This is a genomic window from Rhizobium mongolense subsp. loessense (assembly GCF_900099775.1).
Lineage (GTDB): Bacteria > Pseudomonadota > Alphaproteobacteria > Rhizobiales > Rhizobiaceae > Rhizobium > Rhizobium loessense.
Genome location: NZ_FMTM01000004.1, coordinates 1 through 20,874, shown reverse-complemented (window position 1 = coordinate 20,874; position 20,874 = coordinate 1). Strand labels below are relative to the sequence as shown.

At 60.3% G+C, this 20,874-nt stretch carries 23 protein-coding genes and 1 pseudogene; 3 read left to right on the top strand and 21 right to left on the bottom strand.

Going from position 1 to position 20,874, the window contains the following annotated elements:
- Positions 1–134: 134 nt before the first annotated feature.
- Entirely contained in the window at positions 135–692 is a 558-nt protein-coding gene (locus tag BLP23_RS15020; RefSeq protein ID WP_233426739.1) for a TetR/AcrR family transcriptional regulator, read from the bottom strand.
- Positions 693–864: 172 nt separating this feature from the next.
- Between BLP23_RS15020 and BLP23_RS15015 the strand changes: the two genes are divergently transcribed.
- Together BLP23_RS15015 and BLP23_RS33700 are read left to right on the top strand one after the other, a co-directional pair.
- On the top strand, positions 865–1,806 hold the full coding sequence (locus BLP23_RS15015) for an alpha/beta hydrolase family protein (protein WP_092585620.1): 942 nt from the start codon (positions 865–867) through the stop codon (positions 1,804–1,806).
- A gap of 92 nt (positions 1,807–1,898) precedes the next feature.
- Positions 1,899–2,042, top strand: a complete 144-nt coding sequence (locus BLP23_RS33700) for a hypothetical protein (protein WP_167363896.1) — start codon at positions 1,899–1,901, stop codon at positions 2,040–2,042.
- 581 nt (positions 2,043–2,623) lie between these two features.
- On the opposite strand, the gene BLP23_RS15010 is transcribed toward BLP23_RS33700, so the two are convergent.
- From BLP23_RS15010 to BLP23_RS14970, 9 genes and pseudogenes are all read right to left on the bottom strand, one after another.
- Complete coding sequence (locus BLP23_RS15010) at positions 2,624–3,679, bottom strand: maleylacetate reductase (RefSeq protein ID WP_092585619.1); 1,056 nt, start codon at positions 3,677–3,679, stop codon at positions 2,624–2,626.
- A gap of 1 nt (position 3,680) precedes the next feature.
- Positions 3,681–4,568 (bottom strand): intradiol ring-cleavage dioxygenase, encoded by an 888-nt coding sequence (locus BLP23_RS15005; RefSeq protein ID WP_092586090.1) that lies wholly within the window; start codon positions 4,566–4,568, stop codon positions 3,681–3,683.
- 11 nt (positions 4,569–4,579) lie between these two features.
- A pseudogene (tsdA, locus tag BLP23_RS15000) lies at positions 4,580–5,035 on the bottom strand (gamma-resorcylate decarboxylase); the annotation flags it as partial.
- Positions 5,008–5,241 (bottom strand): hypothetical protein, encoded by a 234-nt coding sequence (locus BLP23_RS14995; protein WP_233426709.1) that lies wholly within the window; start codon positions 5,239–5,241, stop codon positions 5,008–5,010. The gene BLP23_RS14995 and the pseudogene tsdA, both read right to left, overlap by 28 nt.
- Positions 5,242–5,362: 121 nt before the next feature.
- Positions 5,363–5,611 (bottom strand): hypothetical protein, encoded by a 249-nt coding sequence (locus tag BLP23_RS14990; protein ID WP_208603155.1) that lies wholly within the window; start codon positions 5,609–5,611, stop codon positions 5,363–5,365.
- A 714-nt stretch (positions 5,612–6,325) separates the two neighbouring features.
- Positions 6,326–7,309 (bottom strand): zinc-binding alcohol dehydrogenase family protein, encoded by a 984-nt coding sequence (locus BLP23_RS14985; protein WP_167363895.1) that lies wholly within the window; start codon positions 7,307–7,309, stop codon positions 6,326–6,328.
- A 314-nt stretch (positions 7,310–7,623) separates the two neighbouring features.
- Positions 7,624–7,956, bottom strand: a complete 333-nt coding sequence (locus tag BLP23_RS14980) for an antibiotic biosynthesis monooxygenase family protein (RefSeq protein ID WP_092585618.1) — start codon at positions 7,954–7,956, stop codon at positions 7,624–7,626.
- A 31-nt stretch (positions 7,957–7,987) separates the two neighbouring features.
- Entirely contained in the window at positions 7,988–8,974 is a 987-nt protein-coding gene (locus BLP23_RS14975; protein ID WP_092585617.1) for a zinc-dependent alcohol dehydrogenase family protein, read from the bottom strand.
- 136 nt (positions 8,975–9,110) lie between these two features.
- Entirely contained in the window at positions 9,111–10,100 is a 990-nt protein-coding gene (locus BLP23_RS14970) for an LLM class oxidoreductase (RefSeq protein WP_092585616.1), read from the bottom strand.
- Between the two features lie 202 nt (positions 10,101–10,302).
- Here BLP23_RS14970 and BLP23_RS14965 point away from each other — a divergent pair, with 202 nt between their 5' ends.
- The gene (locus BLP23_RS14965) at positions 10,303–11,226 is read left to right on the top strand and encodes a LysR family transcriptional regulator (RefSeq protein WP_092585615.1); all 924 of its coding nucleotides are present in this window, start codon (positions 10,303–10,305) and stop codon (positions 11,224–11,226) included.
- 638 nt (positions 11,227–11,864) lie between these two features.
- Here the strand turns inward: BLP23_RS14965 and BLP23_RS14960 are convergent.
- From BLP23_RS14960 to BLP23_RS35285, 11 genes are all read right to left on the bottom strand, one after another.
- Positions 11,865–12,389 (bottom strand): GNAT family N-acetyltransferase, encoded by a 525-nt coding sequence (locus tag BLP23_RS14960; protein WP_092585614.1) that lies wholly within the window; start codon positions 12,387–12,389, stop codon positions 11,865–11,867.
- A gap of 3 nt (positions 12,390–12,392) precedes the next feature.
- Positions 12,393–12,692: a type II toxin-antitoxin system TacA family antitoxin gene (locus BLP23_RS14955; protein WP_092585613.1), complete on the bottom strand. Its 300-nt coding sequence runs from the start codon at positions 12,690–12,692 to the stop codon at positions 12,393–12,395.
- 209 nt (positions 12,693–12,901) lie between these two features.
- Positions 12,902–14,254: a cytosine deaminase gene (locus BLP23_RS14950; protein ID WP_092585612.1), complete on the bottom strand. Its 1,353-nt coding sequence runs from the start codon at positions 14,252–14,254 to the stop codon at positions 12,902–12,904.
- Positions 14,255–14,286: 32 nt separating this feature from the next.
- Positions 14,287–15,258: a LysR family transcriptional regulator gene (locus BLP23_RS14945; RefSeq protein WP_092585611.1), complete on the bottom strand. Its 972-nt coding sequence runs from the start codon at positions 15,256–15,258 to the stop codon at positions 14,287–14,289.
- A gap of 2 nt (positions 15,259–15,260) precedes the next feature.
- Positions 15,261–16,256 carry an isopenicillin N synthase family dioxygenase gene (locus BLP23_RS14940; RefSeq protein WP_092585610.1) on the bottom strand — a complete coding sequence of 332 codons (996 nt, stop codon included), beginning with the start codon at positions 16,254–16,256 and terminating at the stop codon, positions 15,261–15,263.
- A gap of 86 nt (positions 16,257–16,342) precedes the next feature.
- Positions 16,343–17,137 (bottom strand): ABC transporter permease, encoded by a 795-nt coding sequence (locus BLP23_RS14935; RefSeq protein WP_092585609.1) that lies wholly within the window; start codon positions 17,135–17,137, stop codon positions 16,343–16,345.
- A 4-nt stretch (positions 17,138–17,141) separates the two neighbouring features.
- Complete coding sequence (locus tag BLP23_RS14930; RefSeq protein WP_092585608.1) at positions 17,142–17,915, bottom strand: ABC transporter ATP-binding protein; 774 nt, start codon at positions 17,913–17,915, stop codon at positions 17,142–17,144.
- A gap of 5 nt (positions 17,916–17,920) precedes the next feature.
- Positions 17,921–18,910, bottom strand: a complete 990-nt coding sequence (locus tag BLP23_RS14925) for an ABC transporter substrate-binding protein (RefSeq protein WP_092585607.1) — start codon at positions 18,908–18,910, stop codon at positions 17,921–17,923.
- A gap of 477 nt (positions 18,911–19,387) precedes the next feature.
- A complete protein-coding gene (locus tag BLP23_RS35290) occupies positions 19,388–19,780 on the bottom strand; it encodes a tetratricopeptide repeat protein (RefSeq protein WP_092585605.1) in 393 nt (130 codons plus the stop codon).
- Positions 19,761–20,123: a tetratricopeptide repeat protein gene (locus BLP23_RS14910; protein WP_139187065.1), complete on the bottom strand. Its 363-nt coding sequence runs from the start codon at positions 20,121–20,123 to the stop codon at positions 19,761–19,763. The genes BLP23_RS35290 and BLP23_RS14910 overlap by 20 nt, the downstream gene beginning before the upstream one ends.
- Positions 20,124–20,385: 262 nt before the next feature.
- On the bottom strand, positions 20,386–20,718 hold the full coding sequence (locus tag BLP23_RS35285) for a HEPN domain-containing protein (RefSeq protein WP_407691796.1): 333 nt from the start codon (positions 20,716–20,718) through the stop codon (positions 20,386–20,388).
- Positions 20,719–20,874: the final 156 nt, after the last annotated feature.

The window sequence follows — 20,874 nt, the reverse complement described above, 5'->3', positions numbered from 1 at the left end:
GCAGCGATTGGGTGGAAACCAGTAAGGCTTCTTTTGGGAAGGGAAGTACCGAAAGCTTCCATCGGCTAGAGTCGTTGCCCCCAGAAGCGATGGAGTTCTGGTATCGGTCCTATCGCGCTTCTTGGCAGGCGCGGCTATTTCGGCTTCGCCGCACCATAGCGCAGGCCATCCAGCAGCAGCATGAGCATTCGTTCGGTGTGCGCCGGCCCATCTTCCCCGGAAGCCACAGCAAGGTTCCCGATCGCGCGCAGCAGATCGTAGGGAGCGACGTCGGCACGGACTTCCCCTGCATCCGCAGCGGCATTCAGCAGCATCGACAGAGCCGGTTCAAATCGGCTTCGGAAATATTCCGGCAAGGTGGCGAATGCCGGATCGCCGGAATGGAGCGCGGCGGCCAACCCCTGCTTGGTGGCCAGGAAGCGCGTGTAGCGCTTCAGCCAAGCTGCCAGCGCATCGGCTGGTCCGCGCTCAGCGGCAAGCGGCCCTGCCGCATCGGCGCAGGCATCGACCTCGCGGCGGAACACCGCTGCCACCAGGTCGGCACGGCTCGGAAAACGGCGGTAGAGCGTACCCAGCCCGACACCCGCTTGTGTCGCGATCTCCCGGATGGGCGCATCAACCCCCGAACGGGCGAACACGATCTTGGCGGCTTCCAAAACTGCTTCCTCGTTCCTGCGAGCATCGGCACGCATGCGCGGTGTGGGCGCTTCGGCATCGCCAGGAGTCGGCGACGCGGCCTCGACTGCATTCCGGAATTTGGTCGACAACATTTTCCGCCATCCTTCTTGCTAAACGGATCAACGATCCGTATTTATAGTATAACGGATCATTGATCCGTTTGCCAGTTCGGAGGTTCGCAGTCCTATGTCCAGCTCGTTCGCTGAAACCCGCGCGCACACCGCGGGCTTACCCGCTATTGTTTCCATCTCTCCCATTACCTTGCCGTCCCTGGGACGAGGCATTGACCTGCACGTTCGGGTTTCCTTACCGATCGCAGGCGACGCGCTGCCCGTCATCATCTTCTCGCACGGCAATGGCCAGTCATTTCAAGCCTATGGCCCCCTAGCTGATTATTGGGCAGCACATGGCTTCGCCGTGATCCAGCCAACACACCTGGATTCGCGGATGCTCGGCCTTGCCCCGGACGATCCTCGCCGCCCCCAATTCTGGCGCTTCCGTGAGGAAGACCTCGCCGCCGTTCTCGACGGTCTCGATCGCATCGAGAGCGAAGCATTGATGATCCGGGGGCGGCTCGATCACTCGCGCATCACGGTTGCTGGCCATTCATGGGGCGGGCAGACCGCCAGTACCTTGCTTGGCGCCACCCATCCCGATCCCGTTGACAGATCGGTGGTCAACAGAAAGGACAACCGCGTGAAGGCGGGCGTATTGCTGGCGGTGCCGGGCAGCGGCGGCAAGCACCTGAGCGAACGGGCAGCCCAGGCCTTCCCGTTCATGCATCCCGACTTCTCGACCATGACGGCGCCGACCCTCATCGTAGCGGGCGATCACGACCAGGGCGGCCTGACCGTGCGTGGGCCGGACTGGTGGCGTGACGCCTACGATCTGAGTCCCTCGCCCAAGGCGCTGTTCACGGCCTTTGGCGGCGAACATGCTCTTGGCGGCATCCCCGGTTACGAGGCGCGAGAGACGACGGACGAACGGCCTCAGCGTGTCGCCGCGATCCAGCGCCTTTCAACCTCCTTCCTCCGTAGCGCGCTCTATCCCGGCGATCCCGCATTTTCGGATACGGTCGCGACGCTGGCAGCCGATGCTACGCCGGAAGGCAGCGTCGAGACGAAGTAGCCCGCCGGAAGCACCTGTTCCGGCTCCCTCGCAACGCGCGTCCAGCCCTTCCCACGGTCGCGCTATACCATCACCATAAACAGGAGTTTCACATGAACACGATCCTCATCACCGGCTGTTCGTCCGGCTTCGGGCTAGCCGGATCGTTCGATGAGATCCGGTCGTCCCGCTCGGAAGAGACGAGTGAGCCGATGCGCTCCGTCATCCCAATTTCACTCGCTCCTAAGAGACACTGAGCGATGACGAGTGGCCGGGTTCCGCGATCCATGATGCGGGGGCCGATCGACGGAAACCGTGTTAAGGCCGAGATTAAATGCCGCGAGATGCGCCGGGGTAGTGACGCCAGCCTGGTGCAGCATTGATGCGCAACGAAGCCGGCCAAGACATAGAAATTGCCTCTCTCAGCTTAGCCAGAGGAAAGCGGCATGATCTGCGCTGCAGACAATTGTCTTCCGCTTTGCACCTGTTGGTTTTGGATTATGTGTTTATGTCGGGAATTTAGCGCCGACGACCGTAGTGCTTTGGCGTACTGGATCGCAGTTTTCGGCTATTGTTGGATACTATAGCGTAGGTATTGGCGGGGGCCTGAATACACCGAGACTTGTAGGCGGTCGGTCCGAGCGCGTCTGAGGCGTAAGGCGATTTATGGAACACCTGGAACTAGGCCGACACGCCGCTCAAGCTCGGTTTTTCCGTCTAGGTTGACGCCACGATGAAAAGCGGAGGGAATGGAAGTAGAGCGGTACCATAATCTTGTACTCGATAATGCTGTTGGCGCTGCGAAGATCTGCAGGTATCGCGCGCAGATCGAAACAGTTCAGTCGGGCCAAACGCCGTCGAATGCATCCGTCAACAGCGCGCGAATGGCCGGTTCGGTGACAGGCGCCGGATTCCAATAGGGATTGGACACCGCCTGAGCGGCGGCTTCGCCTATACGCTCGCCCGGCATTCCGATTGCAGCAAGGGACAGCGGCGCACCGATCTCCCGGGTGAGGTTCCGGAGTCCGGTTGCGGCATTGTCCACACTCAGCGCCTGCGCCACTTTTGCGGCCGCTTCGGGTGCAGCCTGCATGTTGTAACGCATCGCGTAAGGCAGGATCACGCTGTGGGTTTCGGCATGCGGCAGGTCGAACATGCCGCCCAGCGTGTGGCAAAGCTTGTGATGAAGCGCCATGCCGACGCAACCCAGGCAGATGCCGCAGAGCCATGCACCATAGAGAGCATCTGAGCGGGCCTCAACGTTCAGGCTATCACGGACAATCTGCGGCAGCGCCCGCGCCAGCGCGCGGATCCCGTCCTCTGCCATCAGATTGGTCACCGGGTTGCGGTCGCGGGCGTAGAGTGCCTCGACCGCATGTGCAATCGCGTTGAGGCCGCTGACCGCTGATAAATGCACCGGAAGTTCCAGTGTGAGCGAGACGTCGTAGATAACCGTTTCCGGCAGTACGCGCATGTCACGGAGCGTGACTTTGCGGCCATCTTCGGTCTGCCCGAGAATGGGCGTCATTTCCGACCCCGCATAAGTCGTCGGCACGATGAGCTGCGGCAGATCCGCGCGAAGCGCGATTGCCTTCGAAAGGCCGGTTGTCGAGCCGCCGCCGATTGCGATCAGACCATCGGCACCGGTTTTCTCGACAACCTTCATTGCCTCCTGCGTAACCTCGACAGGCGTATGCATGACCGCGCCCGAAAAGATCACGGCCTGTGTCCCGATCAGGTCCGCTACCCTTTCCGCCTCGCTGTTCTGATGAGGCGTGGAAAGGACCAGCGGCCGGGACATGCCGAGCCGCTTCACCTCATCGGCAAGCTGTTTGAGCGTGTCGGTACCGAAAATCACGCGCGTTGCCAATCCGTTGTAGACGAAGTCCTTCATCTCAGGTCTCAGCCCTTTTTGTCAGCACGAAGTCCCAGTCGACCTGCCAATAGGGGGCCTTAAGGCCCTCGTCCTCACCCACGCCGTCCTCCTGCCGTGTCCGGAAATCGGCAATGAGACTCTCCTTCACCCCGAACACTGCATGCTGATCCAGATATTGGCAATCCGGGGGGAAGATGTGGGTGACAACGGGATCGTAACCCTCGGCGCTGACGATGAAATGGATATGCGCCGCGCGGTACGGATGCCGGCCGAGGCGCCCCAGCAGCTTGCCCACCGGCCCGTCGTCGGGGATCGGATAATAGCGCGGTTTGACGGAACGAAACCGATAGCCGCCCTCCCCGTCCGTAGTGAAGACGCCGCGCAGATTCCAATCCGGCTGCGTGCCTTTCTGCTGGACGTCGTAGAAGCCGTCGTCGTTGGTCTGCCAGACGTCGATCAGCGCGCCTTCGATCGGATTTCCATCGGTGTCCCTGACAAAGCCACCGACCACGAGCGGCTCACCTTTGCCGTCGAGACAGATGTTCGTCCCCCGCGCATAACGCGGTGCCTCCGGCACGTAGAACGGACCGAGAATGGTGTTCTCCGTCGCGCCCGAGGGGCGTCGATGGTTGATCGCATCGACCAGCATGGACACACCGAGCACATCCGAGAGCAGGACGAACTCCTGCCGCCACTCATCGCACATCTGGCCGGTCCTGGTGAGGAACTCGATCGCCGCCAGCCATTCCTCATGCGTCGGCTCGATCTCCTTTACCGCGGCATGAAGATGACGCACGATGGCCGACATGATCTCACGCAGGCGGGGATCGATATCCCCGCCCATACGCGTATTGACGGCCTCGACCGAGTTTTCCTCGGTGAAAAGCGGATAGTTCGTCGCGACCATCTTGCCCTCCCTCATATCCCGAAGAGTAGCTTGGCATTGGTCCGGCCGATTTTCGCCCGATCGGCCTCCGAAATCGTCGTGGTATCGAACCAATCGGCGGCGTGATCGATGTTCTCGAAGGGCCAGTCGGTCGAGAAGAGGATCCGGTCGGCGCCGATTTCCAGCATTGCATCGATGAGCGTCTGGGTACGGAAATTCCCTGATGTCGTGATGTAGAAATTCTCGTTGAAATAGTCGGCGATGCGGCGCTTGGCCGGATATTTCGGCGGCACCTTGACCCAGGCATTGCGGTGGTCGATGCGCCACATCATGTAGGGAAGGCCTTCGCCCATATGGCCGAGGATGATCCTGAGATTGGGATGCTCGTCGAACAGGCCCGATCCCATCAGGCGCAATGCATGGACCGCCGTTTCCTGGGCAAAGGCCCAGGTCGGGCCCATCAGCCAGGGGTGGCCCTCAAAGATCCGGCAAGCCGCCGCCGGCTGAACCCTTCCACGGTGCTAGGTTCATCAAGAGCGCGATCGGAGAGATCGTTGAGCAAGCGGGCGAAATAAGCCGTGCCGCGTCGAGCCCAGTCCAGCGCTTGCGAGGGCGCGAGCGCTGCGTCATGGCGCGCGCCGCTGCCCTGCCTTTCGCGCAATGCGATCCGGGCCTCCTCCAGCGTCTGGCTCATGTTTCGGCCATTTCGACATGGCTACGCATGAAATTGAGTCGCTCCATGATCGGCGCATCGGAAAAGCGGAACAGGTCGAATTGCGTTTCGGCTTGAAGCGACCAGGGAACCCAGGACGGGATCACGCAAAGGTCAGGTGGCCGGTCAGACTGGCTTCGGGCTCATGGCGGGGCGTATAGAGTTTCCAGCCCTGCGCCTGATAGACCTTATGTCGGCGGCCAATCGCAGCGAGGGTGATGGGGATCGGCACGGCCAGACCGAAGGCGTCAATCAGAGCGGCATAACCGGCCGGGATAGCCGTTTTCGGCAGCCAGCGGCCGTGAAGAACGCTGACTGGCCCTGAAAACGGCCTCTTCTGTCCCTGTTCCATGATTTTCGATGCTGGCGCCTGAGAATCCATACTAGGGAAAGCATCGCCTGAAAAACAATTATAGGCAATGAATTTTGATGACTATGGCGCACGTGCGTGATTTTCGATTCTCGCCCGCTTGATAGGTCTCACGGTAATAGCAGCATGCCGGTCGGGGATTTCATCTTAACTTGCAGCAACCATGGGCGCCTGCCTATGCGGGGTATTGCTGGTGGCTAGGAACCGTCTCGGCCTTTTTACACCCCCCATCTGCAGGGAGACCCCGCAGCGCGCCCCTGAGAGGGAGGTGGCTTTACAAGATCGGACAGGCGAAGTGACTGCGAGTCTACCCCAGTCGTCCCATCCCATTTGAGTTGGGTATCGCCCATTCGGCGATACATCATGAAACGAACATCTGATAACAACGGCATGACAGGGATGAAGTGGCCGTCGATCGTAGTGCCTTGGCGCACTGGAGCGCAGTATTCGGCTATTGTGGATACTGTAGCGTAGGAATTGGTTGCGGGGGCCTGATTGCACAGAGACTTGTACGAAGTATGACTTGTACAGCGGCAAACCGCGCATTTTGCGAGATGAGCCTATTTATAGCACAAAACTGGTCCTGTTTGTCGATTGAACGAGGTGTTGGAACTGCAACGTTCAGACCTGTCATTAACTGTGCACGACCAGACTCTCTGAATGATCAGAAGGTTTTCTGCCAGGTGGTACTTCCATTCATTGGTGCCAACTGGCGACGCGAGCGGCGCGCCGCCAGCTTTTGATCACGCAAACCCTTCGAGCACGACCTTGCCGATCGTCGAACCGCTTTCGAGCTGCGCGCGAAATTTCGTTCAGGATTCTCGCCTGCTCGTCCATGTCCGGCGTGCCGTAGATGGCACGCGTGAACATGAGCTCGTGGTGGATCGACACGGATTTGCGCTTGAACGCCATGATATCGAAGCCCGAAGGATCATCGATCAGGCAGACGCGCCCTTGCGGTGCGATCAGTTCGGCGATGTCATCGATATGCTGGGCGGTTTGCGTTGTTGAGAAGACAAAGGCCGGAGCACCGATGTCCAACGCCGCGATCTGGCTGGCGAGCGGCTTGGAGTGATCGACCACATGGTGCGCCCCGAGTGACATTACGAAATCCTTGGTTTCCAGACGCGAAGCTGTCGCAATAACGGTCAGGTCCGTGAACTGCCGCGCGATCTGGATGGCGATCGACCCTACTCCGCCAGCCCCGCCGATGATCAGGATGGCGGCGGCAGCTCCGGGTACCGGCTTCTTCACATCCAAGCGGTCAAAGAGGGCCTCCCAAGCAGTCAAAGATGTCAACGGCAGTGCCGCGGCTTCGGCCCAGCGGAGCTTTGACGGCTTCCTGCCGACGATACGCTCATCGACGAGATGGAATTCAGCGTTTGCGCCTGGACGGACGACGGAGCCTGCATACCAGACCTCGTCTCCCGGCTTGAAACCGGAGACATCGGAACCGACCGCGGCGACGACCCCTGCAGCATCCCAACCAATCACTTTCCATTCGGCGCCGTCGGTCGGTGCCGTGCTCCGACGGATTTTGTAGTCGACCGGATTGACCGAAATCGCTTTCACTTTAACGAGGATGTCGCGGCCCTCCGGGTGCGGCTTCGGCAGTTCGATGTCAGTGAGCGAGTTCGCGGCCGAGATGGGCGAAGGGATTTTGTATCCAACGGCTTTCATGGGTGTCTCCATCTAAATGTCTTCCATGTCTGGAAGCAACTGATCGATGCTCTTACTTGCATCTCTATGAAACATTCGCATGTTGTCGTTGTAGAAGAGCGGATTTTCGATCCCGCAGCAGCCTTTGCCCTGGCTCGGTTTCGGAACTTAGATTTGCTTGTTGTTGCAAAGTATTCCAATCTGCATCTGCATCTGCATGCCTTACTTTACCGACTGAAACCGCGACTTGGGATCCGAAACCGAGTGGCCGTCGAAACGACCGACGACCACCCGAGAGTCTTAAAGCCGCAAATTTCTCGATTGAGCGACGTTGCTTAGGTTGCGGCTGCGTCTCGATCTTCATGTCCGCTTGCGGAAAAAGCTGCGCCTTCGAAATGATAGACCGCCGGTTCTTCCGAGAGGTATTCCTGTATACCCCTCATGAATACCTCGTGGTCTTCGCTCGCCTCGAAGCCCGGCGTATGATCCTCAAGAGACCTCCATTGCACGATAAGGTTGAAGACTTCGGGCGTTTCGACCCCTTGCGCCAGAACATGTCCTCGATAACCCCGTGCTCGGCTGAGCAACGGAACGACGTCCGCGAATGCTTGTCTGAACGTTTCAGTCCGTTGTTTGTGAACGGGCAGCTGAGCGATCTCGTAAATCATGATTGCACCTTTTGAAGAGTTTTAATGGATACTAGCTCACGCGCGCAGTGCCTGCCGACGGGTCGACTGCAATGGCGATCTTGCCCCGGACACCGTTGTTCGGGGTCTCGAGCAGCGCATGGGCGAGAGACAGATCAGCGAGTGCATAGACAGCGCCAACGTGCGGCCGGAGCTGACCACGTTCAACCAACGTGGCGAGTTCATCGAGCTTGCCTTGGTTCTGCCGTGTGAACACGAAGTGATAACTTGCATTTTTACCCCAAGCTTCGATGAGGTTCTGTGGCTGTGCGATGTCCACGATCGAGATGACACGGCCAAGCTGCGCGAGCACGTTTGGGCTGTGGGTTAGTGTATCGCCGCCGAGCGTATCGAACACGACATCAACCCCGCGGCCATCCGTTTCCCGCATAATGGCATCGATGTAGTTTTCTTTCCTGTAGTCGATGACCACATCCGCTCCAATGTTCCGTGCGAAGTCGAAGTTGTCTTCGCGTGCGGTCGTGAATACCTTCGCACCTATGGCTTTCGCCACCTGGATCGCCACATGACCGACCCCTCCCGCGCCGCCATGGATCAGGATGCTTTCCCCTACTCTTAGAGCCGCACGCGAGACCAGAGCCTCCCACGCCGTACCGCCAACCAGACTCAGGCTTGCAGCTTCGAGATGGCTTAGCGACCTGGGTTTGCGTCCGATGATGTTTTCGTTCGCGACGTGATACTCGGCATAGCTTCCCGGACCGTCAAAGATTTGCGGCGTGTACCAGACCTCGTCTCCCGGAGCGAACGCCCTCACCCCTGGACCGACGGCTTCGACAACGCCGGACACGTCATGACCGGTAATGGCCGGCAATGGTACATAATCGCGATAGTCGCCGCGCCGAACCTGGTAATCCAAGGGATTGATCGACGTGGCATGGACGCGCACCAGGACTTGTCCTGCCTGCGGAACGGGCTTTGGGACTTCGGAGAGCTCGAACGATTCTGGACCGCCGAAAGATTTGAGTGTCATCGCTTTCATTGTATGCTCCTTGTTTTGGCAAAGGTAAAAACCGCAAACTGCCGACATCGTCCTGGCAGCGGAGGGCTTGCTCATCGATCTGCAGGCGTTGATCAGAGGAGCTGCCAAGGTTTCGTCTTGACAGCGCCCGCGCGGCTCATGGCGCACTGATGCTAAAATGCGGAATGACTTCAGTTCCGATCTCATCGAGAACATCGGCTACCGGTCTCCGGCTGAACTTGAGGTTCAGTGCGACGTGGTTGATCCCATTTGAGCGCAGGTCGTCCAGTAATTCGGCCAGCCGCCGTCGTCCTACCCGATATCCGAGACGGATGGGGCTGGGCGGCGTATCCGCATCTGCGGGCAGGTCGACGTAGAGGGATTGAGCGATTGGTTTGAATCCTGCTCCGAGGCGGTCGAGTGCCTCGCGCCAGCGCGAGGCGACCAGCGCCTGCTGTGTCACGCCGCGCGGGTAAGTGAGCCAGCCATCGCTACACTGCGCGATCCAGTCCAGCGATTGCTGGCTTTGCCCGGCAACGAGGGTGGGCAGCCGGCGCGAGAGAGGTTTGGGCACAAGATCGCCGCCGCCGCCGAGCCGCCCATAGTGCGCCGACGCGTGGACCGGGAAACGCTTTGTGAGCAAAGCCTCCACGTAGTCGAACGCGTCGCGGAAGAGTTCGGAACGCAGGTTCGCGTCGCGGCCATAGGCCGGGTACTCAACCGGGCGGTCGCCCGAAGCGACGCCGAACACGAAGCGTCCGTCGGATAGTCGATCGAGCGACGCCGCTGCCTTGGCGACATCGATCGGGTGATGCAGCGGCAGGATAACGGCGCCGGTGGCGAGCGCGATGTTGGACGTGTGTGCGGCGATCATTGCGAGCCAAACGAAAGGGTCGTAGATCTGGCCCAGATCGCCGAAGCTCGGGTCATTCAGCGGCACGTCTCGCGCCCAGAGTGCGGCAAAGCCAAGACGCTCGGCTTGCTGGGCGAGCTCGACCTGGTCGAGCATAGCCGGCTCGGGTCCGTCGAAAGACTCAATCGGGAAATAGACGCCGACCGTCAACTGCTCGGGCGCGAACATTGACGCGTAGCCGCGGCCGAAAAAGTTTGCACCGGCGTTTTCGGCCGGGGATGTGGCGATAGTCATCGTTCTTTCCTTCTTGAGACGGACGGCCCGGGGGACATCCTCGACCGCCCGCGAGATGTTCGATGTCCTGTCATTGGCAAAGCGTTCGACGGCCCCGATCAGCTCTGGGCCATCGCGATGTCTCCTATTTGATTTATCGAGATTGCTTTCGGTAGCAGCCCAGACTTAAGATCAGTTTCAACGAAACATTGAAAGCGGCCCCATGGACGTCGACGATTTGAACCTGTTCGTACGCATCGCTCAACTCCGCAGCATCAGCGCCGCAGCTCGCGATTTAGGTCTCACGCCAGCCGGAGCCAGCGTCAGACTGGCGGCGCTCGAGCGAAAGCTCAGCGCCAGGCTTCTCCATCGCACGACGCGGCAAGCGACCTTGACCGAGGACGGCATCGCCTTCCTGCCCCATGCGGAACATGTGGTGCACGCTGCGGAATCCGCTCGAGCGGCGCTGGGGCGAGAGCAAGCCGCCCCGCGCGGCACATTGCGGGTGGCGGCTCCGGCCTCGTTCGCGCGGATGCACATCGTGCCGGGCCTGTCAGACTTCTGCACGAAGTATCCCGAACTCGCCCTCGATTTGCGCATCTCGGACAGCATAGTCGATCTGGTCGAAGGTGCCTTCGATGTGGCCGTTCGTTATACCGAACCGAGCGACTCATCCTTTGTCGCTCGGCGGCTTGCTCCGGATAATAGAGTACTGGTTGCATCGCCCGGGTACATCGAGCAACACGGGCGGCCGAACACCCCCGACAACCTAGCGGAACATGCTTGCCTCGTCGTCGGCACGCTTGATCTCTGGACGTTCCGAGGAAAAAATGCAGAGGTGATCGAGCGGCGAGTTACCCCAAACCTCCGCATCAATGACGGCAGCGCCGTGCGCGACGCAGCCTCTGCCGGACTTGGTATCGCTCTGATGGCCACTTGGTGCGCATCGGAAGAGCTCCGATCTGGCGCCCTTGTGCCAGCCCTTCCGGGATACCCGCTGATCTCAACCCAGACGCTGTGGGCGCTCTATCCGAGTTCCCGCGAGCTGGCGCCAAAAGTGAGAGTTTTCATAGATTGGCTTGTGGATCGATTTGGGAATCAACCGTACTGGGACCAAGGGCTGGAGGGAATTTTGAACAACAGTTGATAACACGCACTTCCCAGCAGTTTCCTACCAGGAGATTGACGTTTGCATCCCCAAATGTTCGCCGTTGTGCGCTCGATGAAATTTTTCGAATGAAGCTTCGCGAATGCTGAGTCGGCAGGTCATTTAGGCCAGCACATCGGCCTGATCCATTAAATTAGTCTGCTTCGGTACCTTCAGCCTGATTTGATCAGAAACGCTGCGCCATTATCTGCTGGCGGGCTCAGGCGTCTCTTGAACAAACGCTTTGGCGATGAAGGTTGAGACAACGCGTTTCTGCTGTCACCTCCGAGACATTACGCATTTCAAACGCGTCGAAGCCCCGAATATGTCGAGGTCGATCGCGGTCATGGCGATGGTCGCGATCCTGCCGTTGGTCAAGTTCAATTGATAGTAGGAGCCTTGCAAGCAGGTGTACTTCGTTGCTGCATTTAGCTTCCGGCGACTTCCTCCGGAAGCATCGGCGTTGGCGTGCGCTGCTTCACTCATCACCGACGCACCACGTCCTGCCACTCCGGATGACGGCCGATCTGTGCTTTCTGATCGCCAACACAAGCGAAACCTATCTCGGGCGTCGGATAGGCAGCGCAAGCACTTGGCGGAGCGGCAGTTGTGGATGCAATCGCCGATGCGTCACGAACTCAAAGAACGCTGCCAGCAAGACCCGCATTACGAAGGGACGCGGCGATGTCGGGAATCGACCGGAGCAGTACCAATTGATCATCTTTTGAGCGTAAGAAGCCCCGTCGCTGCCAGAACAGCGCCGCCTCTTCATCCACCGCGTTGACCAACAGCGCCCTTCCACCGACCAGAGCCGCCGCTTGGACACAGCGTTGGAGAGCGTGTTTGACCAGGCCGGTGCCGATGCCCTGCCCGACCCATCCGGTATCCGTCGCAAGCTGACCAAGAAGCAGGCAGGGAACGGGATCGGGCGGCTGGCCGGTGCGGATCGAGCGAGGCAGAACCGTCGGCACCACGGCGGTCGGCGCCAGACCATAATAGCCAACAACTCGCCCCGCCTCGTGAACGACGAGGACGGCGGTGAAGCCCTTCTGCTGATTAGAAAGGGCGCGCGCCCTCAGCCAGTGATCGAGCAACGGCTTGCCGCATGAGAACTCGGAAACATTATGCGCGGCGGTGAGTGGTTCAGGAGCCGACAGAGCCACAGCTTACCGCTTCGGCTCGTAACCCGCTTCCCAGGGTGTCTGCCTTTTGGCAAGCTCGACCATCTCGGGAACGGGAGTGGCCGGGGCTGCGAGAACCTCCATGAACCCGGCGAACCCTTCCGGGCTCATGCGGATCAGGCTCTGCTCCATGACTACCTCCTCGGCCGCGCGCACGGCGGCGTCGCGCACGAAGTCGGTACGCGAGCGCCCGCGCAGCGTCGCGGCGCGATCGATCATCGCGACATCCGCTTCCGGTAGTCGCATCGAGATGGGATATTCTTTGCGTTCAACTGTGGTCGCCATGACTCATCTCCTTGAACGCAACATAGTGGCTTGTATCGCAAAAAGCAATACGACAGTATCGCTTCCAATGTTCAGCGATCTCCAGGCACGGAAAGCGGCCAGCACCGGAAGGTCTGGAATCGGCGGTCAAATAGCGTACATCGGGACCGAACAGACAACGGGACCGGCGGGCTTCGCCGATCCCCTTTTTTTGTTTCCTAGAGAGCGGCTCAAGCGGTCTGGAAATCTGCGAGCATGCTGTAGGAGGGCAATGTCCTGTTGGCGAAGATCCCCTTGCGGAGGAGGACGCGGTCGGAGTGCGGACGGGCGATAACCTGGTCGAGGCTCCAGGCTTCCAGGATCATCAGGTCTGCCGGACGATCGACGCCGAGCGTACCGGCGTCGATGCCCATGATGCCAGCGGGTGCCGGGCCGGCAAGAGCGGGCGCATCCGCGTAAGGGTGGTCGAGATGCAGGATGCGCACCGCTTGCCGCCAGGTGTCCAGCATGTCGTGATCGCCATAGGCAAAGAACGGATCGCGGCAATTGTCGCCAGCCGCGGCGACCGGAATGCCAGCCGCCTGCAATTCCTGCACGGGCGTGACCCCGCGCCAGCGCGGCGTGCGGCCGTCTTCGCGATCCTGGAGATACATGTTGACGGTTGGCAGCGTGATGATCGAGAGGCCGGCATCGGCGATCAGCGCGATCGTGTCGCGCAATTCTTGCTCGCCCAGAAGCGCAAGCGAACAGCAGTGGCCGCACGTCACGCGCCCCTCGTAACCGTGGCGGATGGCGGCACGCGCCACATGCGGCAGGGCATCGGCCTGTGCCGCCTCGTCGACATGTAGATCAACATCCAGTTCCCGTTCCTTCGCCAGCGCAAACAACCGGTCGAGCAGCAGGTCGATATCGTCGAGGCCTGACCCGTGGGTGCCCCCGGAGGCGCGGGTGACGCCGCCGAGCAAGCCGCCGTGGACGGCAACGATATCGGCAAGGCGGGCGCCATAGTCGTCGCGATAGGCATCGAGCGGCACGAGGCCGGCAGCCTGCAAGGTGATGCAGCCTTTCCAACGTTCGCGCGTTTCGGCAAAAGCGCTCCAGGTGATTTCCGCCTGCCCCTCGTGACTGTCGAGATGGGTGCGGATAGCGGCCACGCCATGGGCGTCGGCCGTTGCAAGACCGAATTCCATCCGTCGCAGGAGGTCGTCGGCATTCCAGTGGGCAAGCCGGTCCGCCGTCGTCGCGGCGCGCGCGCCGGGATGCGTGCCGCCGGAATCGGGCGCACGTCCCATGGTGTGGCCCTTGTCGAGATGGGCGTGCGCGTCGATCAGAAGCGGCCAGACATGGCGGCCGTCGAGCGCGACTGCATCTTCGCCACCATCGGCAAGGGCCGGCGTTATCGCAGCGATCCTGCCGTTCTCGACCAGAATATCGACGAGGGCGGAACCGTCCCGGTCCACCTCCGCACCACCAGGCACGTCATCTGCAAGCAGCGCGACCGGGACGCGCGCCTTCACAAGACGAATGCGTTCGGGTCTCGCCAGACGGGCGGCAAGGCTGGGAAACAGGGAAAGATCGTTCATGGTGGGTCTCTATTGGATGGGTTGCCGAGCGGTCAGCTCTCGTCGAACGAGGCGAGCAGACGCTCCTGCGCGAATTGCATGAAATGGCTGCCGGCGGGCGAAAGCGAGCCGCGGGCGCGGTGGAGGATATTGAGCCGTTGCAGCGAGCCGGTTCCCGTCAGCGGAATGAAGATCAGGTCGCCGGTCGCCATTTCGCGGTCGACATCGAGCCGGTTGAGGAAGGTGATGTGAGGCGCTGTCCTGGCAAGGCGCTTCATTAGTTCCATCGAATTGGTCTCGACGACGGGAACAAGGGAGGCACGCGCCGGGACAGTCGCCTCGACGACCTCGCGCAGCGACAGCGATCGATCCGCCAGAACCAGCGGATAGAGCAGGCAATCGGACATGCGCACGGTCTTGCGGTTTGCGAGGGGATGGGCGGGCGCGACGACGGCTCCCAGCGCATGGCGGAATTCGGCGGCGCGTTGCAGCCGGGTATCGTCCGGCAGGTTGTAGGCAATGGCGAGATCGGCCTGGCCGAGCGCAACCATCTCCGCAACAGTCGTCCGGTCGCCGACCATGATCCGCAGGCTGACCTGCGGATGTTTTTCTCGGTAGGCGGCAACGATCTCGGCAATCCGGCCCGCAGCGAGCGTTGCCATGGTCGCCAGCACCACCTCGCCGCGATTGAGCCCCTTGAGGGACTGGATCTGCGCCCGCATCCGCTGATGCGCCCGCAGTGTCTCGCGGATGTGCTGGATGAGGATCTCGCCGGAACTCGTGAGTTTCAGGCCGCGCGGCAGGCGCTCGAAAATGGGTGCCTGCAGCTCTTCCTCAAGCTCCAGGATATAGCGGTTCACCGCAGAGGCGGCGACATGCAATGTCTTTGCCGCCTTGCGGATGGAGCCCTGTCGGGCCACCTCGTCGATATAACGCAGCGCGCGTCCATGAAGCATGATGGGTCCGTTGCCTGACGGGAGTCGGATTGACTGTTCCACGATGTCACCGCAACGGACCATCTTCAACGTCACTTCTTGGCGAAATTGGCGTTGATGCGCCGGGTCAGGTATTCGCCGGCGGTGATCGCCTCGTATTTGCCGAGCGGACCCTGCATGACGGCATCGCGGTTTGCCTGGCAAAAGAAGGGCAGGGACAGTCGGCGGCCCATGTACTCATTCTCGCGCGGCATGCGCACCCGGTGCAGCGTCGACTGCAGCTGGTCGTCCGACCAGCGCATCAGCATGTCGCCGATGTTGCAGGTGATGTAGCCCTTGCGCGGCGGAACATCCGTCCATTCCTTCAGAGCTGCATCCTTGCCCGGGCACACCTGGAGCCCGCCCTCGCCCTCCTTCTGGTGAAGGATGGTCAAGCAATCGAAGTCCGAATGCGCGCCGGCACGCCAAGACGTGAAGTCTTCCGGCTTGGCGCCTTCCATCGACATGTAGTGGATGAGGCGCAGCGTCGATTGATACTGGTCCGAAGACGGGTCATGCGCCTTGGTGAAGAAATCCTCGGCAAAGCCCATCTTCAGCGCGAAGCAGGAAAGGATGCGCATGCCGAGTTCCCAGTTCTGTCGCTCGAAGCGGAGCATCTTTTCCCGGAAGCCCGGAAGATCGTCTTCGCTCGGCCACAAGTTGAGGCGGATCATGTCCGGCCGGGTGAGCTGGAAGCTCTCCTTGTTATCCGGCATACCGGTGGAGGGGCGGACCTGCGCCTTGAATTCCCAGCCGGCATTGATGCCCTTCGGCATCGGGGTTTTCGCCTTAACCTCCGCCGGCAGTTCGAAGAATGTCCAGGCCGTGTCGAAGGCCGCGTCGATATCGTCCTGTGCGATGCCGTGATTGTAGACCTGGAAGAAACCGATATCGACCGAGGCCTGCCAGAGTGCATCGGCGATCTCGTGCTTGCGGTTGTCGAAGTCAGAAAGGTCGATGACGGGAATTTCCCGGTCCACCGTGGTCCCCATACCGCCGATGGTCGCTTCCTTGGCGAGTTCCGCGAGGGTGTCTGTCTGGATATTCATACCATTCTCCTTGAGTGAATGCCGGCGAACCGGCGATTGAGGAGCAATGTCCGGGCAGAGCCCGACTGCTTCTACTCCGGATGGGTTCAGCCGTTCTTCGGCAGGCTCCAGGGAAAGAGGAGCTTCTGCGTCACGACCACGGCCTGAAACAGCAAGAGCGACATCGCGGCGAGCACCAGCAGGCCGGCCCAGGCCTGTGGCAGCTTGAACAGTGAGGTCGATAGCTGGATGAAATAACCGACGCCGGCTTCGGATGCGCAAAACTCAGCAACCACGGCGCCGATGACAGCAAGGGTAATCGAGATTTTCAACGCCGAGAAGATGTAGGGCACCGCGAACGGCAGGCGGATCTGGGTGATCTCGCGGAAGCCCGAGGCGCGCAGGCTTCGCGATAGCTCGATCAGCGCCGGCGGCGTCGCAGCAAGACCCGTGGCCGTGGAGACGACGAGCGGAAAGAAGGTGATGAGACAGGTGATGACGATGCGCGGCGCATCACCGGCTCCCAACACGACGATGATGATCGGCGCAATTGCCACCACCGGCGTCGACTGCACGACGACGAGCAGCGGATAGAGCGTTCGCGATAGGAACGGCGAGCGCGTCATGACGACGGCGAGCGGAATGGCGATAACGATGGACATCGCATAACCGATCAGCGCCACCCGCAACGTCGCGGCGATGTGGCCCACCCAGCGCTCGAAGCCGATCGAGGAGAACGAGCCGAGGATGGCGCTTGGCGGCGGCAGCAGATAGGTCGGGATCGACAGGAGCCGCGCCGCCGCTTCCCATAGCAGCACCGTGCCGACCAGGCCCGCGGCGGTCGTGATGCCCGGCAACGCCAGAAACTGCTTGAGGAGGCCGACCGGTGTACGGGTCTGCATGGCGTCATGCCGCTTGACGGGTGAGGAGGAGATCGCGGAGGTAATCGGAGAGGTCATGGATCGCCTTGTCCTTTGCAGTTTCGGGGCCGCGCGGCCGGCTGACGGGAACGGTGACTTCGGTCAGGATCGAGCCCGGCCTTCCAGTCATCACCAGCACGCGGTCGGACAAAAGCGCCGCCTCGCTGACAGAGTGGGTGATGAAGACCACGGTCTTCAAACGTTCGGAGAAGATGCGCAGCAGATCGAAGCCCATCACCTCGCGCGTCAGGGCATCCAGCGCCGAGAAGGGTTCGTCCATCAGCAGGATATCCGGGTCCATGAGCAGTGCGCGGGCGATGCCGACACGCTGCTGCATGCCGCCGGACAGTTCGTCCGGCAGGCGTTTCTCAAAGCCGGCAAGCCCGACCATGCTGAGCAGTTCACCCGCCCGTTCGCGCTCCTCTGCCGTCACCCGGCCGGTCTTGTGGCGGGCGGGGAACACGACATTGTCTTCGACAGTCGCCCAGGGAAGCAGCGTCGGCTTCTGGAAGACGATCCCGATGTCGTCACGCGGGGCCGTCACCGGCAGACCGAAGACCTCTACCGAGCCGGACGTCGGCTTCAGCAGGCCGGCGATCATGCGCAGCAGGGTCGATTTCCCGCAGCCCGAAGGGCCGAGGATCGATACGAACTCATGCCGGGCCACATCGAAACTGACGTCGCGCAGGGCTTCCGTGCGCCCGGACCGGGTCTCGAAAACCTGTCCCAGCCTGTGGAAGCGGATAGCAGGCATCGCCATGGCGGTTACTCCGTTACGGCGAAGGTGCGGTTAACCATGGTTTCCGGATCGAGCTTGGCCGGATCGATGTCCTGCGCTTCGGAGACACGGCGCCAGGTTTCGGCGAGACGGGCGGTTTCGAAGGCACCGAGGCCGTCCTTCTCCGTCACCTCGTTGAAGATCAACGGCAGCGTGTCCTTGAGCGAACCCTGGACATCTTCCGAGCCGAGTTCCGGCACGATGGCGGTGACAGCCGCGGCAGCCTTCTCCGGATTTTCCTTGGCGAACTCGACGGATTTCTTGTAGGCCGCGACGAAGCGGGCGGCGACCTGCGGGCGCTTGGCCAGAAAATCGTCGCTCGCGATGAGAGATGCGGAATAGAGCTCGAGGCCGGCTGCCGACCACGGCAGGGCAACGATCTTTTTGCCGGCTTCCTTGCCCTGGTTGCTGTAGCGCGTCAGGTCGGTCATCCAGGCGATGATGCCATCGGCATTGCCGGTCATCAGCATCGGGCCAAGTGCGCCGGGTTCGGCCTTGATGAGCTTTATATCCGCTATGTCGATGCCGGCATCCTTGAGCACCAGCGGCAGATAGACATTCGACGATGTGAACGGCGACGTTGCGATCGTCTTGCCCTTGACGTCGGCGACGCTTGCGATCGAGCCGCCCTTGGCGACATAGAAGGCATGCGGTCCCTTGTTGAACAACGACATGACGGCGGTGACCTTCACGCCTTCATTGGCACGGGCGGCCATCAGGGCGCCGATATCGGAAACACCGATGTCGGAGGACGCGGCGGCAAGGCGCGAGATGGCGTCGGTCGAGCCGCGACCGGAGGCGATCTCCACCTCAAGGCCGGCGTCCGAACAGAAACCTTCCTGGATACAGACGTAGATCGGCGCCTTGTCGCCACCCGGCAGCCAATCGAGCTGAAAGATCACCTTGTCGGCGGCGGAGGCGGCGCCGGCAGAAAGGGTTGCGGCAAGTGCATAGAAGGCAAGCTTGGTGCGGGACATGGGTCGACCTTTCGCAATTAGTGTTCGGTTTTTAGGGACGGATAGTGATTGGCGACGCGCTCCGGATCGAAGCCATCCGCGACGAGCCTGGCAATTGCGCAATCGCGTTTTTCAGGGCGCTTGCTGCGCAGGCACGCAAAGCAACGATTCGCGCGAAGGTGATCAGCTCCAGCGTCGATCTCTGCGGAATTCGGGGCGAGATCACTGGCTTTTCCCTGCATTAGGACATCTCCTCGACAGATTTACCCGTCGAGCAATGTCCAGAACCGAGGCTCAGACCGCTTCTACTCGCAGGTCTGTTGTCTCATGAATATCCGGCGTTCTGCAAGATTTTAAACGCTTCAATTCTTGTGCTGAAAAAACAGGCGAAATTGACAGCATTGAGGTTGAAGTGGGCAGGCTCGTCAGTTATGTGATTGCAATCAAAGGAGAAATTCCTCTGCTGTCGAGTGGGGGGCGGCTGAAGAAATAAGCGTTCTAATATTTAGAGCGCTTAGCTCGTAATTTTCTTGTCGCACCTTCAGCTTGCATCTGCGTTTTCCGGCGCATTTTTCTTGTGAGCGACCCGCATCTTGAACTCGAGCATATGCCGAAGCGCGCAATCGAGAAGTGGACTTCGGGGCCGTAACGTTTACGATTCAGCTGGTTCAACGGCTGAGGGACCCGCATATCAGCAGCCTTTCTGAACCACTCCAGGGCGATGGTCGGGTTCTTTTCTACACCCTTTCCTGGGCGATACATGCGAGCAAGTCGGAACATGGCTCCGCCGTCGCCTCGGTCGGCGCCCCGTTCATACCATTGCCTTGCGTTGTGATAGTCTTGAGGAACGCCTTTTCCATAGAAGTGCAGGTCACCTATTCTGGTTGTCACGCCTGGTTCTGGTTATCGCGCCTGGTAGTTTATCGGCGGCAACCAGGTAATGCTTCATCGCTTGGGGAAAGTCTTGAGGAACGCCCACCCCGTCGTCATACACGTTCCCCAGCGCCTCGTGTCCTCGCGGCTCATTCATGTCGGCTGAAAGCCGGTACCATTTTAGGGCGACAGCGGCGTTCTTAAGATCGTCTTTGTAGAGATCTCCCAGCAAGCGGTAGGAACGGCCGGAGGGCACAGCCGTGAACCATCGAATGGCGGTATCGAGATCTTTTTTGACACTCCCAGAACCATATTGGTAGGCCAGACCGAGTTGCTCCGCCGAATTGGCATCCAGGGTCAAACTGAGCAGTAGCGGGTTTATCAGCTGAACCCTCTATCGCGATCCTTGCCTCTCGAATATATGTCGATAAAAGCCAATTTCATCGACATATTCTCGCGACATGTCGTCGCCATCGACATATCAGCATGACGTGTCGACAAATCTGCGGAACGCCGACATGTCATTCGATCCAAAACGGCCTCACAACGACCTGCCTTCCCTCCCCCCGGCGCCGAAATTGAGTCAAAAGCCATTCTGCGGGCCTGCATCGGCGCGCGCGCAGCTATTGCAGGATGTCCAGATTCACCGGCCGTTTGAAAGCTCGGAAAGATGTGCTCTGCAAGCGGCGTCGATATAGTTTAATCACCTCGCTTATGCGTGCCAGAAGCCAGGTTAGCGCTTCTCCTGAAATGCTGTAGTGGTGCGAGTACCGCGCTTTAACGTAAGCTTCGTTGAGCGTATTGAACCAAGCCGAGTATCGACGACGATCATGCGGACAGAGCTCAGATTGGCCCTCTAGTTTTTGTTCTGCAAGACCACGAAGTTCGTTCAGGTTATGCGAGGCGGGACTGTAATTCGAAAAAACCAGAAAGAGGCCCGAATAGGCCAGTTCCAACGCCTGATGGAGCGAAAAAGCGGCTTGCCTCAAGTCTTTCTCAGAAAGGTAGAATTTGCCGCGCCAGCATATTACTGTTGAAAGCGCGGGCGGTCACGTCCGAGGAAACACGGCGCGACTTGCGGGATGCCCACCAGCGCGTAATGTCGGTCGCCG

What these genes read in the sequence shown, in the direction of transcription:
- BLP23_RS14955 (WP_092585613.1), bottom strand. Translation starts at nt 12,692, where the DNA reads ATGGCGACCACAGTTGAACGCAAAGAATATCCCATCTCGATGCGACTA.
- BLP23_RS15005 (WP_092586090.1), bottom strand. Translation starts at nt 4,568, where the DNA reads ATGGTCGCGACGAACTATCCGCTTTTCACCGAGGAAAACTCGGTCGAG.
- BLP23_RS14965 (WP_092585615.1), top strand. Translation starts at nt 10,303, where the DNA reads ATGGACGTCGACGATTTGAACCTGTTCGTACGCATCGCTCAACTCCGC.
- BLP23_RS14990 (WP_208603155.1), bottom strand. Translation starts at nt 5,611, where the DNA reads ATGGAACAGGGACAGAAGAGGCCGTTTTCAGGGCCAGTCAGCGTTCTT.
- BLP23_RS33700 (WP_167363896.1), top strand. Translation starts at nt 1,899, where the DNA reads ATGAACACGATCCTCATCACCGGCTGTTCGTCCGGCTTCGGGCTAGCC.
- BLP23_RS14970 (WP_092585616.1), bottom strand. Translation starts at nt 10,100, where the DNA reads ATGACTATCGCCACATCCCCGGCCGAAAACGCCGGTGCAAACTTTTTC.
- BLP23_RS14925 (WP_092585607.1), bottom strand. Translation starts at nt 18,910, where the DNA reads ATGTCCCGCACCAAGCTTGCCTTCTATGCACTTGCCGCAACCCTTTCT.
- BLP23_RS15015 (WP_092585620.1), top strand. Translation starts at nt 865, where the DNA reads ATGTCCAGCTCGTTCGCTGAAACCCGCGCGCACACCGCGGGCTTACCC.
- BLP23_RS14980 (WP_092585618.1), bottom strand. Translation starts at nt 7,956, where the DNA reads ATGATTTACGAGATCGCTCAGCTGCCCGTTCACAAACAACGGACTGAA.
- BLP23_RS14995 (WP_233426709.1), bottom strand. Translation starts at nt 5,241, where the DNA reads ATGAGCCAGACGCTGGAGGAGGCCCGGATCGCATTGCGCGAAAGGCAG.
- BLP23_RS14930 (WP_092585608.1), bottom strand. Translation starts at nt 17,915, where the DNA reads ATGGCGATGCCTGCTATCCGCTTCCACAGGCTGGGACAGGTTTTCGAG.
- BLP23_RS14950 (WP_092585612.1), bottom strand. Translation starts at nt 14,254, where the DNA reads ATGAACGATCTTTCCCTGTTTCCCAGCCTTGCCGCCCGTCTGGCGAGA.
- BLP23_RS15020 (WP_233426739.1), bottom strand. Translation starts at nt 692, where the DNA reads ATGCGTGCCGATGCTCGCAGGAACGAGGAAGCAGTTTTGGAAGCCGCC.
- BLP23_RS14935 (WP_092585609.1), bottom strand. Translation starts at nt 17,137, where the DNA reads ATGCAGACCCGTACACCGGTCGGCCTCCTCAAGCAGTTTCTGGCGTTG.
- BLP23_RS15010 (WP_092585619.1), bottom strand. Translation starts at nt 3,679, where the DNA reads ATGAAGGACTTCGTCTACAACGGATTGGCAACGCGCGTGATTTTCGGT.
- BLP23_RS14940 (WP_092585610.1), bottom strand. Translation starts at nt 16,256, where the DNA reads ATGAATATCCAGACAGACACCCTCGCGGAACTCGCCAAGGAAGCGACC.
- BLP23_RS14985 (WP_167363895.1), bottom strand. Translation starts at nt 7,309, where the DNA reads ATGAAAGCCGTTGGATACAAAATCCCTTCGCCCATCTCGGCCGCGAAC.
- BLP23_RS14975 (WP_092585617.1), bottom strand. Translation starts at nt 8,974, where the DNA reads ATGAAAGCGATGACACTCAAATCTTTCGGCGGTCCAGAATCGTTCGAG.